Origin of the sequence: Oceanisphaera marina, assembly GCF_014643915.1 — a bacterium.
Lineage (GTDB): Bacteria > Pseudomonadota > Gammaproteobacteria > Enterobacterales > Aeromonadaceae > Oceanimonas > Oceanimonas marina.
Map to the genome: position 1 here is coordinate 64,835 of NZ_BMKE01000002.1, position 16,137 is coordinate 80,971.

Consider the following 16,137-nt stretch of genomic DNA (forward strand, 5'->3'; position numbering starts at 1 on the left):
TCAGGAGTTATTTTGACATCAACCGTCACTACTCTGGAACTTGAATTACAGCCTGCCGATGGCCAACGACTGGCCAGCCTCTGTGGCCCCTTTGATGACAACATCAAGCAGCTCGAGCGCCGCCTCGGTATAGAAATCAATTATCACAATCAGCACTTCAAACTGGTTGGCCCCGCCAATCTGGTCAAGGTGGGGGCCGACTTGCTGCAGCATTTGTATGTGGAGACCCAGTCGGTGCGGGGCCAGGCTGTGCCCGATATTACGCCGGATGATATTCATCTGGCCATCAAGGGCAGCCGGGTACTCGAGCAGGACGCCGAACCCGATGAAGGCTATCAGTACGGCAAAGAAGTGGTGATCAAGACCAAGCGGGGGCTTATCAAGCCCCGTACGCCCAATCAGGCCCATTATGTAGCCCATATTCTGAGCCACGACATTACCTTTGGCATAGGCCCAGCCGGTACCGGTAAAACCTATCTGGCGGTGGCGGCGGCGGTAGATGCACTGGAACGCCAGGAAGTGCGTCGTATTCTGCTGACTCGCCCGGCGGTAGAAGCCGGTGAAAAACTGGGCTTCCTGCCCGGTGATCTGAGCCAGAAGGTGGATCCTTACCTGCGCCCCTTGTACGACGCCCTGTTCGAAATGCTGGGCTTCGAGCGAGTAGAAAAACTGATTGAGCGCAACGTCATCGAAGTGGCCCCCCTCGCCTATATGCGTGGTCGCACCCTGAATGACGCCTTTATCATTCTCGACGAAAGCCAGAACACCACGGTTGAGCAGATGAAAATGTTTTTGACCCGTATCGGCTTTAACTCCCGGGCGGTGATCACCGGCGACATTACGCAAATCGATTTACCGCGCAATGCCAAATCGGGCCTGCGTCACGCCATTGAGGTGCTGAGCGGTGTTGAAGGGCTGTCTTTTGACTTCTTTCGTGCCGAAGATGTGGTGCGCCACCCTGTGGTGGCCCGTATCGTTCGCGCCTATGAAGCCTTCGATACTCAGCAAAAGCACATTCAGCACAACAACGAGACGCCATCATGACCTTGTGGCTGGATCTGCAAATTGCCTGTGATGAGGCCCCCGGTCTGCCCGATGAGCAACAGCTGGAAAGCTGGCTGATAGCCACCCTGGGCAAGGAGCGGGATGAAACCGAACTGACCGTACGCTTGGTTGACGAAGCCGAAAGCCGCGAGCTGAACCGTGATTATCGCGGCAAGGACAAATCGACCAATGTGCTGTCGTTTCCTTTCGAGGCTCCCCCCGGCATAACGTTACCGCTACTGGGCGATCTGGTTATCTGTCGTCAGGTAGTAGAGCGTGAAGCAAGCGAGCAGCACAAGCCACTTGAAGCCCATTGGGCTCATATGGTGATACATGGCTGCTTGCATTTACTCGGCTTCGACCATATTAAGGATGATGAAGCCGAAATAATGGAAGCCAGAGAAATCGCCATTCTGGCAGCACTCGGCATTGCCAATCCCTATCTAGATGATGAAGGTTAAATAACATTAATGAGCGACGATAATTCGAACTCAGACAACGGTTCGTCCAGCAAGAAAAACTGGCTAGAGAAGCTGGGTCAGCTTTTTCAGGGCGAGCCGAAGAACCGTGAAGAATTGGTGGAAGTGATCATGGATGCCAGTCAGCGCGAGCTGATCGATCAAGACACCAAAGACATGATTGAAGGGGTGCTGGAAGTCAGCGAGTTGCGAGTGCGGGACATCATGATCCCCCGCTCGCAAATGGTGACGGTAGAAAAGTCCCAGCCCGTTTCTCATTTTCTCCCCATGATCATAGAGTCCACTCACTCGCGCTTTCCGGTGGTGAATGAAGACAAGGATCACATAGAGGGCATACTGCTGGCCAAGGATCTGCTGCAGTACGGCTTTGCCCTCACCGAGGAAGAGTTCTCCATCGACAAGGTGCTACGCCCCGCCGTGGTGGTGCCCGAAAGCAAGCGCCTCGACAAGTTGCTCAAGGAGTTTCGCCAGCAACGCTACCACATGGCCATCGTGGTCGACGAGTTCGGTGGTGTGTCGGGTCTGGTGACCATCGAAGATATTCTCGAGCTGATTGTCGGTGACATTGAAGACGAATACGATGCCGAAGGCAGTGCCGAAATCCGCCAGATTACGTCGCGTGTGTACGCGGTGGCTGCACTCACCGATATCGAAGACTTCAACGAGTTTTTTCAGACCGACTTTAGCGACGAAGAAGCCGATACCGTGGGCGGGCTGGTGATGCATGCCTTTGGTCATTTACCTGCCAAGGGCGAACAGCTTGAAATAAATGGCTTTATCTTCAAAGTCGCCCATGCCGACCGTCGACGTTTGCTGCAGTTGCAGGTTAAGATACCGAACAATCAGGAAACCTCCACTTCGGAAGCCATATAAAAGTGCGCCATTATCTACCCAGTCTCGGGGCCCTGCTTAGCGGGGCTCTTGGCGTTTTAGCCTTTAGTCCTTTTGACTATTGGCCATTAGCGCTCGTATCCCTGTTCGGCCTGTTCGCCGTTACCCAAAAGCAGGCCCCAAAACAGGCGGCCAAGCGCGGTTTTATCTGGGCAATGGGCCTGTATCTACCCGGTTTGTGGTGGATTCATAACAGCATGACCCTGTTTGGCGGCCTGCCCTTGCTGGCCGCCTTTCTACTGGTTGCGCTGCTGGCCGCTTACCTCAGCCTGTATACCGCAGTCGCCGTTGGGCTGGCACAGCGACTGGTACCCACGCCCCGCTGGCGTGCACTCCTGGTGCTGCCGGCATTGCTGATACTGGCCGACTGGCTGCGCGGCTGGGTGCTTACCGGCTTTCCCTGGCTGTGGTTCGGTTACAGTCAGCTCGATGGCCCCCTTGCGGGTCTGGCCCCCATTCTGGGCGTACAGGGCATCAGCTGGCTGCTGACCTTTTCTGCCGGTGCGCTCTGGCTGGGCGTGCAACGCCGCCCCAGCTGGTGCTGGTGGCCTGGTGTTGCCGCCATCATCTTGTGGGCCGCGGCCTTCGCCACCGGCTTTATGCACTGGGTAACACCAACCCAAAGCAGCCGTTTTGCCTTGATTCAGGGCAATATAGAACAATCACTTAAGTGGATTCCGGGGCAGCTTGAACTCAGTCTGGAGCGTTACCTTGGCCTGACTCTGCCCGAACGCCAGGCCGACGTGGTGATCTGGCCCGAATCCGCTCTGCCCGCCTCCGAGCAGCAACTGGCACCCTGGCTGCAGCAAGTCGATCAACTGATGCGCGAGCGTAACCAGACCCTGATCACCGGATTGGTATCACAGCCCAGCTCGGGAGATGTCTATAATGCCGTGATCACCCTGGGCCGCAATGTCATTCCCTACGAGCTGGAACACAGCAACCGTTATTACAAGCAACATCTGGTGCCGATCGGCGAGTTTGTTCCCTTTGGCGACTTGTTGCGCCCACTGGCCCCCTTCTTTAACTTGCCGATGTCGTCTTTTGCTCGCGGTGAGTCAGGACAACCGGATCTCACTGCCGGTGGTCGCAACTTGAGCGTGGCTATTTGCTATGAAGTGGCGTTCCCAAGCCTGGTGCGCAACAACATGAAACCCGACACCGACTATTTGCTGACCCTGTCGAACGATACCTGGTTCGGTCAATCGATAGGTCCCTGGCAACATCAGCAAATTGCGCGCATGCGTGCCCTCGAGCTGGGCCGGCCGCTGATCCGCGCCACCAATAACGGCGTCACCCTGGTGACCGATGAAAAAGGCCATATTGTGGACAGTCTGCCGCAGTTTGAGTCTGGGGTGCTCACCACCCTGGTGACCGGCATGACCGGCCTGACCCCCTATGCCCGCTTTGGCAGCACGCCGCTGGTGGTCTGGTTATTACTCAGTGCCCTGCTCGGCATCACCCAGGGGCGGCGCCAATATCGCTGGCGCCAGCAAAAACTGGCCGCCAAGGAAAACCTGCGTATCAAAGCACGAAGTTAACGCCATACGTTGAACGCGGTACGGAAAACAAAAACGCCGCATCATCTGATGCGGCGTTTTTTCTTGCCCTAACATGCTGAGTAAAGAGCACGACATAACACTATTATACCAATCTGGAAAACTAACTGATCTATTTAGCTACCCTGTAAAGGTCGAACGAAGGTGCTACTCCACCGACACGCTGAACCGCATCCCTGCGACGCTCAGCACATGACGTCCTGTCATGTGATGGTCGCCTGAGTAGACCCCTTCATCCGCCCCTGTGCTGAGGCGTCGCCTGTGGGAACGCTCAGCAGACAACTCGGTGCTTAAGGAGAGGCAACAGAGTTCGGCTCCCACGACCGTGAAATGCCAAGGAAGGCATTTCCCGAGCCCCCAGGGATGGGTTCATGGCGTGTCGTGGGAGGTGATTCTATTGCCTCGCGTATCCAGCTTTAAAACAGATCACATTTTTACTTAGATTGGTATTATTTTTTAGTACTTACGTACGGCGTATAGCGTACCGCTATTACTCAAACCGCTAACGGCCGACGAATGAAATGCGGATGGTTGCATTCCAGACAGGTGGTCAGCACCTCTGGGTGAGTCACCTCGTGGGAATGGGCGCACAGGGTACAGTCGTAGCGGCCAGGTCCCACCACTTCGCCGGCCTGATATTCACCGTGATGGGTTAATTCCGTGGCCAGCTCGTGCCACTGCAGCTGACTTTTATCGGTAATATCAGACAGCCAGCCCCACACGGTTTCTTTAATGCGTCGATAAAACAGGCTATCTCTGAATTCATCACCGCTGTCCTCCAGCTCGACCAGATCCCGTTTTACGTATTCGGCAATCAGCGCCAGCTCGTCTTTGGTCAGATCACTGGCCGCTTCCATATAGGCTTGCGTGGTTTCAACCAGCTCTTTAATGCTGGTGTTTTCGCTTTCCTGCCAGCGCTTGTGCAGATCGTCAACGAAGGCGTCGTAACCCTTTTTCTTTTTGTGATCATGATTATCCATGTTCGATCTCCCCTATGATAGTCAGCGCCAAGGGGGTAGCTATTGTTGCCTTTCGCCCCCTAGGGTATTCTATTGCGATTTATCGCCGTGGTTTATCACCCATTTCACAGATCCGGATGTCACTAATGCAAGAGCAATACATTCCCCAAGATATAGAGCCCAAAGTGCAACGCTTGTGGGCAGAGCAGCAGACCTTCAAGGCCACCGAACAAGCGGGTAAAGACAAGTTTTACTGCCTATCCATGTTTCCTTACCCTTCGGGCCGACTGCATATGGGGCATGTGCGTAACTACACCATAGGTGACGTTATCTCTCGCTATCAACGGCTGCAAGGTAAAAATGTGTTGCAACCCATAGGTTGGGACGCGTTTGGCCTGCCTGCAGAGAATGCCGCCATCAATAACAAGACGGCGCCGGCACCCTGGACCTACGAAAATATCGACTACATGAAAAACCAGCTCAAGCGTCTGGGCTTTGGTTACGACTGGGATCGCGAGTTCGCCACCTGTACTCCCGAGTATTACCGCTGGGAGCAATGGTTCTTCACCAAATTGTACGAAAAAGGTCTGGTGTACAAGAAGACCTCTTCGGTTAACTGGTGCCCTCACGACGAAACAGTACTGGCCAACGAGCAGGTGAACGAAGGCTGCTGCTGGCGGTGTGATACCCCGGTTGAGCGCAAGGAAATTCCCCAGTGGTTTATCAAGATCACCGAATATGCGGACGAGCTGCTGAGCGATCTGGATAACCTGGACGAATGGCCGGAACAGGTTAAAGCCATGCAGCGTAACTGGATTGGCCGCAGCGAAGGCGTGACCCTGAGCTTTGCCGTTGCCGAGCAGGACCAGTCGTTTGACGTCTATACCACTCGCCCCGACACCCTGTTTGGTGTGACCTATGTCGGCATTGCCGCCGGTCACCCACTGGCCGCCAAGGCCGCCGCAGACAACCCGGCGCTGGCTGCCTTTATCGACGAGTGCAAGCACAACAGCAAAGTGGCCGAAGCCGACATGGCCACCATGGACAAGAAAGGCATGGCCACCGGCTTTTACGCCCTGCACCCACTTACCGGCAAGCAGGTGCCGATTTGGGTCGCCAACTTCGTATTGATGGATTACGGCTCAGGCGCCGTGATGGCCGTTCCGGCACACGATGAACGTGATTATGAATTTGCCAGCCAGTACGGCCTGGAGATCACCCCCGTGATCAAACCTGCGGACGGCAGCGAACTGGATATCAGTCACCAGGCTTATACCGAACACGGCATCTTGTTCAACTCCGGCGAGTTCGACGGCATGAACTTCGAACAGGCATTCAATGCCATTGCCGACACTCTGATCGAGAAGAAGCTCGGCCAGCGTACCGTCAACTACCGCCTGCGTGACTGGGGCGTGAGCCGCCAGCGTTACTGGGGCGCCCCCATTCCGATGCTGAACCTGGAAGACGGCTCAGTGGTGGGCGTACCCGAAGCCGATCTGCCCGTGGTATTGCCGGAAGACGTGGTGATGGACGGCATTCAAAGCCCGATTAAGGCGGATCCCGAGTGGGCCAAAACCACCTATAACGGCCAGCCGGCATTGCGTGAAACCGATACTTTCGACACCTTCATGGAATCCTCCTGGTACTACGCCCGCTACTGCAGCCCGGATTACGATAAGGGCATGCTGGATCCGGAAAAAGCCAACTACTGGTTGCCCGTCGACCAGTACATTGGTGGTATAGAGCACGCCTGCATGCACCTGTTGTACGCCCGCTTCTTCCACAAGCTGCTGCGCGACACCGGCCTGGTTGAGTCTGACGAACCCTTCAAGCGTCTGTTGTGTCAGGGCATGGTGTTGGCCGATGCCTTCTATCACACCGACGAAAAAGGTGCCCGTACCTGGGTCAGCCCGCTGGATGTGACCCTGGAGCGCGACGAAAAAGGCCGCGTGAAGAGCGCCCGGGATCAAGACGGCAACGAGCTGGTGCACACCGGCATGACCAAGATGTCGAAGTCGAAAAACAACGGCATAGACCCGCAGGTGATGATCGACAAGTACGGTGCCGATACCGTGCGTTTGTTCATGATGTTTGCCTCACCGGCTGACATGACCCTGGAATGGTCCGACTCCGGCGTAGAAGGCGCCCAGCGCTTTATCAAGCGCCTGTGGCGTCTGGTGTTCGAGCATCAGTCCCACGGACCGGTAGCGGTCTTGAATGTAGCAGGCCTGAGCAACGAACAGAAAACGCTGCGCCGTGACGTGCACAAAACCATCAACAAGGTGAGTGACGATGTGGGTCGCCGTCAGACCTTCAACACCGCCATTGCCGCCGTGATGGAGCTGATGAACAAGCTGACCAAGACCGACATGAGTGATGAGCAAAATCGCGCCCTGTTGCAGGAAGCCCTGGAAGCCATCACTGTCATGCTGCACCCCATAGTGCCGCACACCTGTGTTGAACTCTGGCAGGCGCTGGGTCATAGCGATATCGACCACGCCGCCTGGCCTGAGGCCGATGCCGAAGCCCTGGTTGAAGACGAGAAGCTGGTGGTAGTACAGGTGAACGGCAAGGTACGCGGTAAAATCACCGTGCCCGCCGATGCCAGCCAGGATCAGGTGGATGCCACCGCACAAGCGGACGAAAACGTGACGCGTCACCTGGAAGGCAAAACCGTACGCAAGGTGATTTATGTGCCCGGCAAGCTGCTGAACATAGTCGCCAACTAAATGTGAAGAGTGAGAGGGGAAGAGTGAAGTGGACAACCAAACACACCACTCTTTCCCGTCACATCGAGCACTTGGTTTATGTCGGATTCTGATTTTATGTAGGGTCGAATTCATTCGAGCGTTTTAAATGGTGCCATCATTTTTCGTCGGATACGCTTACCTGAAATAAGTCGACCCTACAAAAGAACTAACAAATAATGCTTATTGGGCTTCAAGCTTACCGCTGATAGCTTATTGCTTTGTTAAAGGAGTTTTTATGCTCATTCGTATTAAGGCAGGCATACTGATACTGCTTACCCTGCTGCTGGCCGGCTGTGGTTTTCAGTTGAGGGGCGGCGATAACCTGGCCCCCGAACTACAACGCCTGGCCCTGGTAGGTGACGACAAGAGCCAGTTTTATCGTCTGGTCTCTGCCCGGCTGCAACGGGCGGGAGTGCAACTGGTCGAGCCCAGCGCACTGACGCCCATACTCACCATTTCGGGTCTGGGCCAGGGCAACAGCGTGGCTTCGGTGAACGGCAGGGCCGACGCGCTGGAATACGCCACCCGCTTTGGCACCCGCTTTACTCTCGATATGCCGGATCAGGCGCGTCAGGTATTCAACGTGACCTTCAACCGCAGCTTTCTTGACAAGTCGGCTCAGGCGCTGGCGTCCAGCCGCGAACAGTTTCAGTTGCACGAACAAATGGAGCGTGAAGCCGCCGAGCAAATCGTGCGTCAGCTCAACCGACTGTCTTTCTAATGCGTCTGTACCCTGAACAACTGGCAAAACACCTACAAGCAGGGCTGGCTCCCTGCTATTTTATTTATGGTGAAGAGCCGCTGTTAAAACAGGAAGCGCTGGATATGCTGCGCCAGACGGCAAGAGCCCTGGGCTTTGACGATCGCCAACGCTTCGATGCCGATCAGGGGCTGGACTGGGACGAAATATTTGCCGCCAGCCAGACCCTGAGCCTGTTCAGCCAACGGCAAATAATTGAACTGCATCTGCCCGACAAGCTGGACAAGACCGCCTCGGAACGGCTGCGCGAATTACTCAAGCAATGTCACCCCGACTTATTGCTGCTGATCACGGGCCCCAAGCTGAATCAGCAACAGCAAAAAGGCGCCTGGTTCAAGGCCTTGTCTGCCGCCGGTCCGGTGATACCGGTAGTAACGCCCGACGCCCGGTATTTTGGCCGCTGGTTGACCCAGCGTCTGCAGCAACATGGTCTGAGTGCCGAATCAGAGGCACTGCAATGGCTGGCCTATGCCTTTGAAGGCAATTTGCTGGCGGTGAATGGCGAGATAGAAAAGCTGGCGCTGCAGAACCTGCCGCAGCCTTTAACGCTGCAGCAGTTGCAACAGCGGGTACAGCCCCATCATCAGTTTAACCCGTTTCAGTTGTTCGACCCTTTGCTGCAGGGCAAGGTCAAACGCGCCTGCCGCATTTTGTTACAGTTGCGCCAGGAAGGCATAGAGGCCGGCATGCTCTGCCACCTGCTGGCACGAGAGTTGAGCACCCTGCAACAGTTACAGCTGGGCCTGCAGGGTGGCCAATCATTTACGCAATTAGCCGCCAACCTGCATGTGTGGTCCAGCCGCCAGAGCTTGATGCAGTCCGCCCTGGCACGGGTGCCTCTGGCAAAACTGCGGCAACTGCAAGCCATGCTTGCCGCCGCCGACCGAGCAGTGGCGGCCTTTGATGACGATGAAGCCTGGCGCTGGCTATACAGTATCTGTGTCGGCTTTCTCGACGACCGGCTAATGGCGATAAGTCCATGAACACAACGCCGTAGGCTATAAGCTGTCAGTCCAAGACAAAAATAAACACCAAATCAGGTCTGCCAGGGGATACACATAACCCACAGAAAAATAAAAGCGAGTATGATTGCTAGCGTTAAACACTGATCATAAATAAGCGTTTAACTTATCGCTCTCGATGGGCTTTTCTTCCGTGTATTGTCTAGCAAAAAGGTGTTTAGCTTTGCTCTTGGCTTGTCCTGTTCACCCTTTACTCTTCACCCTTGACGTAGGATCTGTGCAATGAAAAAAGCCATTGGCCTGCTGGGCGGCACCTTTGATCCCGTGCATATCGGTCACTTACGTCCGGCCATTCAAATACTGGAGCAGCTGGAGCTGGCCGAGGTACGCCTGCTGCCCAACTATATTCCCCCGCACAGAGCCAGCCCCGACAGTGCGCCGGCTCACCGGCTGGCCATGGTGCAGCTGGCGACCGCCCAAACCCCGGGGTTAACGGTCGATGATCGCGAGTTGAAGCGCGACCGTCCTTCTTATACGGTAGAAACCCTAATGGAATTACGCCGAGAGCTGCCGGATACGCCGTTATGCTTTTTGATGGGCATGGACTCACTATGTAGCCTGAATCGCTGGCACCGCTGGCAGGAATTGCTGGAACATGCCCACCTGGTGGTCAGCCACAGACCCGGTTGGCAGCCCCAGTTCAACCCGACCATCAGCGCCTTGTACCTGGCCCATGGCACCCGGGACAGTGAGCAACTCCAGCGCCGTTTGTCCGGTTGTATCTACCTGTTCGACAACCCGGAACTGGATATTTCTTCTACCCAGATCCGCAATCACATACGAGTGGGGAACAATCCGCAATATCTGTTGCCTGAGCCGGTTGCGGATTACATTCGAGAACAGGGACTCTATCAATCGCCCGTGTTATAATCCGCCGTCATTTTTTATTGAGGAGAAAGCCCCCTTGCAAGGTCAAGAACTGTACGCCTTTATCGTAGACAAACTCGACGATACCAAAGCCCGCGACATACAAGTGCTGGACGTTACCGGCAAGTCGACCATTACCGACTGCATGATAGTGTGCTCCGGCAATTCCAGCCGCCATGTTAACGCCATTGCCGAAAATGTGGCCGCCGAAGCCCGCCATGCCGGTCTGAATTTTCTCAGCCTGCAGGGTAAAGACGCCGGCGAATGGGTACTGGTCGACCTGGGTGATGTCATCATTCACGTGATGCAGGAAGAAACCCGCGACTTTTACCAGCTGGAAAAACTCTGGGGCGGCACCGCTGTTGGAGCCTCGGCCTGATGAAGCTGCAACTGGTGGCGGTGGGTACCAAAATGCCCGCCTGGGTCACTACCGGTTTTCAGGAATATCAACGACGCTTCCCCCGAGACCTGCCGCTGGAACTGATTGAAATTTCAGCCGGCAAACGCGGCAAAAATGCCGATATAGAGCGCATTTTGCAGCGCGAAGGGGAACAAATGCTGGCGGCCGTATCCAAATCGGCCCGTCTGGTCACGCTTGATATTCCCGGCCGTCCCTGGACAACGCCCCAGTTGGCTACCGAGCTGACTCGCTGGCAGCTGGACGGCCGCGATGTGGCCATTCTTATTGGTGGTCCCGAAGGGCTGGCCCCGGCCTGCAAGGCGGCTGCCGAGCAATCCTGGTCACTGTCGCCACTCACGCTGCCTCATCCGCTGGTACGCGTTGTGGCAGCTGAAAGCCTGTATCGTGCCTGGAGCATCAATAACAACCACCCTTACCACCGGGAATAATCATGGCCAAGTCTCGGGTAAAGATGCGCGATCATGGCGCCGAATCATCCTTGTACTGGCGCCGTGCCGTCATTGCCTTCATGGGCATAGTGGTACTGATGGGGATACTGGTTGCCAATCTCTATCACCTGCAGATTGTCGAACACCAAATCTATCAAACCCGCTCTAACGATAACCGTATCAAGGTGTTGCCCATCGCACCCACTCGCGGCCTTATTTACGATCGCAACGGTACCTTGCTGGCAGAAAACCGCCCTATCTACAGCCTGGAAATCACCCCCGAACAGGTTCAGGATCTGGACAAAACCGTTGACGATCTGATTGCCCTGCTCGATCTTGACCCTGACGTTAAACATCGTTTTATGACCGAAGTGCATCGCCAACGGCGCTTTACTCCCGTGGTACTGGTGAACCGCCTTGACGAAAATCAGGTGGCCAGATTCAGCATCGATCAGCACAAATATCCAGGCGCGGCCATCGAGGCCTATCTGAAGCGCTTTTATCCCTATCGTGACACCTTTACCCATGTCATCGGCTACGTGGCCCGCATCAACGATAAAGACGTGGCACGGCTCAAAGAAGACAACAAGCTGGCCAACTATGCCTCCACCCGGGATATCGGCAAGCTGGGCGTAGAACGTTATTACGAAGATATACTGCACGGCCAGACCGGCTATCAGGAAGTGGAAGTCAATAACCGGGGCCGCGTCATTCGCACCCTGAAATATCAGCCCCCGATACCGGGTACCGATATTTATCTCAATGTCGACGTGGCCTTGCAGCAAAAAGCCCAGAAGCTGATGGCCAACCGTCGCGGTGCGGCCGTGATCATGACCCCCAAAGACGGCAAGATACTGGCGCTGATCTCCAGCCCCAGCTACGATCCCAACTTGTTTGTACACGGTATCAGCGGCCCGGAATACCGGGATCTGCTCAATAACCCGGATCGCCCGTTAATCAACCGCGCCAGCCAGGGTATTTATGCGCCGGCCTCTACCGTCAAGCCCATGCTCGCCGTCATGGGCCTGAACGAAGGCGCTTTTACCCCCAATACCCGCTATTTTGGCGGCCCGTTTTTTCAGATCCCCAACACCAAGCGAAAATTTCGCGATTGGCGTCGCTGGGGCCACGGCTGGATGGACGTATATCGGGCGATTGAAATCTCGGCAGATACCTTCTTCTATGATCTGGCTTACAAGGTCGGCATAGACAATATCAACGACTATATGACCCGCTTTGGCTTCGGCCAGTTTTCCGGCATCGATCTGCACGAAGAAGCCAACGGCACCATGCCCTCTCGGGAATGGAAAAAGTCGCGACACAAGCAGCCCTGGTATCAGGGCGATACCATTTCGGTAGGCATAGGTCAGGGCTACTGGACCGCCACCCCGCTGCAGCTGGCTCGCGCCGCCACCATATTGGTGGATCATGGTGAAACCATACATCCTCGCCTGCTGCATGGCATTGGCAGCACGAACGGCATGATTCCCATGCCGATCAGCAAGGGCGAACCCATCACCCTCAAGCAGGACAGCTACTGGAACGTGGCGCTCACCGGCATGCACAGAGTGGTGAACGGCAGAGAAGGCACCGCCAGACGCGCCTTTGCCGACACACCGTACACCGCCGCCGGCAAATCTGGCACGGCGCAGGTATTCAGCCTGGCGGAAAATCAGCAATACAACAGCGCCGCACTCAAGGAACATCTGCGAGACAATGCCCTGTTTATCGGCTTTGCGCCCTATGAAAATCCTGAAGTGGTGGTGTCTGTGGTACTGGAAAATGCCGGCGGTGGCAGTTCTAACGCGGCTCCCGTGGCCCGCTCCTTGCTCGACCTCTACATGGTCCCCGAATTACTGCAAACTCCCGACGATCAGGAGCCATCCGATGAATAAACATCAGCGTCGCCGCCCATTATGGGAAATGCTGCATCTGGACTGGCCTTTGCTGCTGGCTTTACTGACGCTGCTGAGTGCCAGCACGGTCATTTTGTATTCCGCTTCAGGGGAAGACATGGACTCGCTGATCCGTCAGGTAATGCGCATTGGCCTTTCACTCGTAGTCATGGTGGGGCTGGCCCAGCTGCCGCCGAGTTTTTATGCCCGCTGGGCACCACCTGTGTTTATGCTGGGCGCTATCTTGCTGGTGATGGTGATACTGATTGGCGATATCGGCAAGGGTGCCCAGCGCTGGCTCGAATTTGGGGCGATTCGCTTCCAGCCTTCCGAAATAATGAAACTGGTGATGCCGATGATGATCGCCACCTACATCAGCCGCTATCCATTGCCACCGAGCCTGCTACGGGTATTTCTGGCCCTGGGGCTGGTGATGATACCCACCCTGCTGATTGCCCGTCAGCCCGATCTGGGTACCTCTTTGCTGGTAGCAGCCTCGGGGTTTTTCGTGATTTTTCTGGCCGGCATGTCCTGGCGGCTGATTCTGGCCGCCCTGGTGGCCATTGCCGCCTTCTTGCCGCCGTTGTGGTTCTTTTTGATGCACGACTACCAGAAGCGACGGGTACTGACTCTGCTTAACCCGGAAAGTGATCCTTTGGGTGCCGGTTATCATATCATTCAGTCCAAGATCGCCATTGGCTCCGGTGGCCTTTGGGGAAAAGGCTGGCTGCAAGGTACCCAGTCGCAACTGGAATTTCTGCCCGAGCGCCATACCGACTTTATTTTTGCCGTATTAAGCGAAGAATTTGGCCTGGTGGGCGTGTGCCTGTTGATGCTGCTGTACCTCTTTATCATCTGGCGCGGCCTGTATATTTCGATGCAGGCCCAGGGCGCTTTTCCTCGTTTGCTGGGCGGCGCCCTCACTCTCACTTTTTTTGTATATGTTTTTGTTAACATCGGCATGGTCAGCGGCTTGTTACCCGTGGTGGGCGTGCCCTTGCCACTCATCAGTTACGGCGGTACCTCCATGGTGACTCTGATGGCCGGATTTGGCATTCTGATGTCTGTGCATACCCACAAGCGCCTGTTGGCTAAATAAAAGGATTACTAGAATGCGTCTTGCTCTTCTTTCTGCCGGCTTATTACTAACCACTTCGGTGCTGGCCGCAGACACCAATCCGGAACAACAAGCCTGGATCGACGGGTTGGCCAGCAAATTTGAATTACCCGTGGCCGAGCTGAATGACGCCCTGGCAAAGGCCAGCTATCAGCAATCGATTATCGATGCCATGACCCGTCCGGCCGAAGCCAAGCCCTGGTCTCAATATCGCCCCATTTTTCTGACCGAGAAGCGACTGCAACAAGGTGTGGCCTTCATGCAAGAGCACCGCGACTTACTCGCCAGTGCCGAGCAACAGCTGCAGGTGCCCGCAGAAATCATTACCGCCATTATCGGGGTAGAAACCTTCTATGGCGCCAACATGGGCAGTTACAAGGTGCTGGATGCACTCTATACCCTGGGCTTTCACTATCCGCCCAGAGGTGAATTTTTCCGTTCCGAGTTTGGCCATTATCTGGAACTGGCCAAACAGCAAGGCTGGGATCTGGAAGCACAAAAAGGCTCCTATGCCGGTGCCATGGGCATGGGCCAGTTTATTTCTTCCAGTTATCGTCACTACGCCGTGGATTTCGACTCCGACGGCGTACGCAACCTCTTTGTTGCCGACGACGCCATTGGCAGCGTAGCCAACTATTTTCACGAGCATAAATGGCAATACAATGAGGATGTGGCCTACCCTGCCACGGTAACCAATACCGAAACCGCCGATGCCTTGCTGAACCCGGCACTCGAGATTAACCACAGCTGGGCCGAGCTGGTCGCGGCCGGTATCGTGATCGATCAAGAACTGGATGCAGAAACACCGGTCAAACTTATTCGTCTCGATGGGGTTGAAGGTCCGGAATACTGGGTCGTTCGACATAACTTTTATGTGATTACCCGCTATAATCGCAGCCCTTTATACGCGATGGCGGTCTATCAACTCAGCGAACAGCTTAAGCAGGCCTATGAAAAATCTCTATAAAGCTCTTTTGCCCCTGACCGCCCTGGCGTTGACCGCCTGTAGCGCTCAGTCCAGCATGGAAAAAGCAGAGCAGCAGAAGCACGGCAAACACCAGAACGAAGCCAGGGATGCCAAGTGGGAAAAGGAAACCGCCGGAGGCCGCTATAGCCTGCGCCAGGACAAGCCACCGGGCAAGGCGCCTAACCTGGATCATGTTAAAGATGCCGTGCCCCGTTATGAACCCTATACGCGTGGCGGCAATAAGAATTACACTGTGTGGGGCCAGGACTATGAGGTTTGGCAAGAGGTAGAAAGTTACCGGGATGAAGGCATGGCCTCCTGGTATGGCGCCAAGTTTCATGGCTACCATACCTCTAACGGTGAGGTGTACGACATGTACACCATGACCGCAGCCCATAAAAACCTGCCGTTGCCCTCTTTTTTGCGCGTCACCAACAAAGAAAATGGCAAGCAGGTGGTGGTCCGCGTTAACGACCGGGGCCCTTTTCATGATGGCCGGGTAGTCGATTTATCCTATGCTGCAGCCTATAAACTGGGCATGCTGGATACGGGTACCGCCGCCGTGAAAGTCGAGCTGATAAAGGTCGCCCCCAACGGCAAACAAACCCAGTTGGCACAACAGAACACGAGTAAGCAGATAAGTGGCAAGGAAGCCGGCAGTAAAGCAACAAACCTGGCGCAAACGAAGCCAACAGCATCGGCGCCCGGCAAACACATACAATTATTGGCCACCCGCTCTGGTGAAAAAGCCAGGGAGCTTGCCGCTCAACTGAGCAAGGAGTATGGTTTTCCTGCCCGGGTTGAGCGCCAGTCTGAATGGTACCGCCTGCAAATGGGGCCCATACCATCCAGTAAAACACAGGCAACCCTGTCACGACTCGTTGCCGAAGGGTATGCCCAGGCCTATTTCATAAACTGATCCGGCCTTATAATTAACTTATCACCGGCAATTTTTGCCATTTAAAACAGGGTTTTGAT

15 protein-coding genes are annotated in these 16,137 nt (G+C 55.2%); 14 read left to right on the plus strand and 1 reads right to left on the minus strand.

Annotated elements, in window-relative coordinates; translation table 11 throughout:
- Nucleotides 1-12: 12 nt before the first annotated feature.
- Genes IEW52_RS01600 through lnt form a run of 4 tightly spaced genes read left to right on the plus strand, consistent with a single transcriptional unit; the run spans nucleotide 13 to nucleotide 3,955 of the window.
- Nucleotides 13-1,044: a PhoH family protein gene (locus IEW52_RS01600; RefSeq protein WP_188628327.1), complete on the plus strand. Its 1,032-nt coding sequence runs from the start codon at nucleotides 13-15 to the stop codon at nucleotides 1,042-1,044.
- A complete protein-coding gene (ybeY, locus tag IEW52_RS01605; protein WP_188628328.1) occupies nucleotides 1,041-1,505 on the plus strand; it encodes an rRNA maturation RNase YbeY in 465 nt (154 codons plus the stop codon). The genes IEW52_RS01600 and ybeY overlap by 4 nt, the downstream gene beginning before the upstream one ends.
- Before the next feature lie 9 nt (nucleotides 1,506-1,514).
- On the plus strand, nucleotides 1,515-2,396 hold the full coding sequence (corC, locus tag IEW52_RS01610) for a CNNM family magnesium/cobalt transport protein CorC (RefSeq protein WP_188628329.1): 882 nt from the start codon (nucleotides 1,515-1,517) through the stop codon (nucleotides 2,394-2,396).
- 2 nt (nucleotides 2,397-2,398) lie between these two features.
- Nucleotides 2,399-3,955: an apolipoprotein N-acyltransferase gene (gene lnt / locus IEW52_RS01615; protein ID WP_188628330.1), complete on the plus strand. Its 1,557-nt coding sequence runs from the start codon at nucleotides 2,399-2,401 to the stop codon at nucleotides 3,953-3,955.
- Between the two features lie 512 nt (nucleotides 3,956-4,467).
- Here the strand turns inward: lnt and IEW52_RS01620 are convergent.
- On the minus strand, nucleotides 4,468-4,953 hold the full coding sequence (locus tag IEW52_RS01620) for a zinc ribbon-containing protein (RefSeq protein WP_188628331.1): 486 nt from the start codon (nucleotides 4,951-4,953) through the stop codon (nucleotides 4,468-4,470).
- Nucleotides 4,954-5,078: 125 nt separating this feature from the next.
- On the opposite strand from IEW52_RS01620, the gene leuS reads away from it, so the two are divergent.
- From leuS to IEW52_RS01670, 10 genes are all read left to right on the plus strand, one after another.
- Nucleotides 5,079-7,661 carry a leucine--tRNA ligase gene (gene leuS / locus IEW52_RS01625; protein ID WP_188628332.1) on the plus strand — a complete coding sequence of 861 codons (2,583 nt, stop codon included), beginning with the start codon at nucleotides 5,079-5,081 and terminating at the stop codon, nucleotides 7,659-7,661.
- A gap of 256 nt (nucleotides 7,662-7,917) precedes the next feature.
- A complete protein-coding gene (locus IEW52_RS01630) occupies nucleotides 7,918-8,403 on the plus strand; it encodes an LPS-assembly lipoprotein LptE (protein ID WP_188628333.1) in 486 nt (161 codons plus the stop codon).
- Nucleotides 8,403-9,425, plus strand: coding sequence for a DNA polymerase III subunit delta (holA, locus tag IEW52_RS01635; protein WP_188628334.1), 1,023 nt, complete (start codon nucleotides 8,403-8,405; stop codon nucleotides 9,423-9,425). Before IEW52_RS01630 ends, holA begins: the two co-directional genes overlap by 1 nt.
- 261 nt (nucleotides 9,426-9,686) lie before the next feature.
- Entirely contained in the window at nucleotides 9,687-10,334 is a 648-nt protein-coding gene (gene nadD / locus IEW52_RS01640) for a nicotinate-nucleotide adenylyltransferase (protein ID WP_188628335.1), read from the plus strand.
- A 34-nt stretch (nucleotides 10,335-10,368) separates the two neighbouring features.
- Nucleotides 10,369-10,710: a ribosome silencing factor gene (gene rsfS / locus IEW52_RS01645; RefSeq protein ID WP_188628336.1), complete on the plus strand. Its 342-nt coding sequence runs from the start codon at nucleotides 10,369-10,371 to the stop codon at nucleotides 10,708-10,710.
- On the plus strand, nucleotides 10,710-11,180 hold the full coding sequence (gene rlmH, locus IEW52_RS01650; protein WP_188628337.1) for a 23S rRNA (pseudouridine(1915)-N(3))-methyltransferase RlmH: 471 nt from the start codon (nucleotides 10,710-10,712) through the stop codon (nucleotides 11,178-11,180). Before rsfS ends, rlmH begins: the two co-directional genes overlap by 1 nt.
- 2 nt (nucleotides 11,181-11,182) lie before the next feature.
- Nucleotides 11,183-13,075, plus strand: a complete 1,893-nt coding sequence (gene mrdA, locus IEW52_RS01655; RefSeq protein WP_188628338.1) for a penicillin-binding protein 2 — start codon at nucleotides 11,183-11,185, stop codon at nucleotides 13,073-13,075.
- Nucleotides 13,068-14,174, plus strand: a complete 1,107-nt coding sequence (gene rodA / locus IEW52_RS01660; protein ID WP_188628339.1) for a rod shape-determining protein RodA — start codon at nucleotides 13,068-13,070, stop codon at nucleotides 14,172-14,174. Before mrdA ends, rodA begins: the two co-directional genes overlap by 8 nt.
- Before the next feature lie 13 nt (nucleotides 14,175-14,187).
- A complete protein-coding gene (gene mltB, locus IEW52_RS01665; RefSeq protein WP_188628340.1) occupies nucleotides 14,188-15,159 on the plus strand; it encodes a lytic murein transglycosylase B in 972 nt (323 codons plus the stop codon).
- Nucleotides 15,143-16,078, plus strand: a complete 936-nt coding sequence (locus IEW52_RS01670) for a septal ring lytic transglycosylase RlpA family protein (protein ID WP_188628341.1) — start codon at nucleotides 15,143-15,145, stop codon at nucleotides 16,076-16,078. Before mltB ends, IEW52_RS01670 begins: the two co-directional genes overlap by 17 nt.
- Nucleotides 16,079-16,137: the final 59 nt, after the last annotated feature.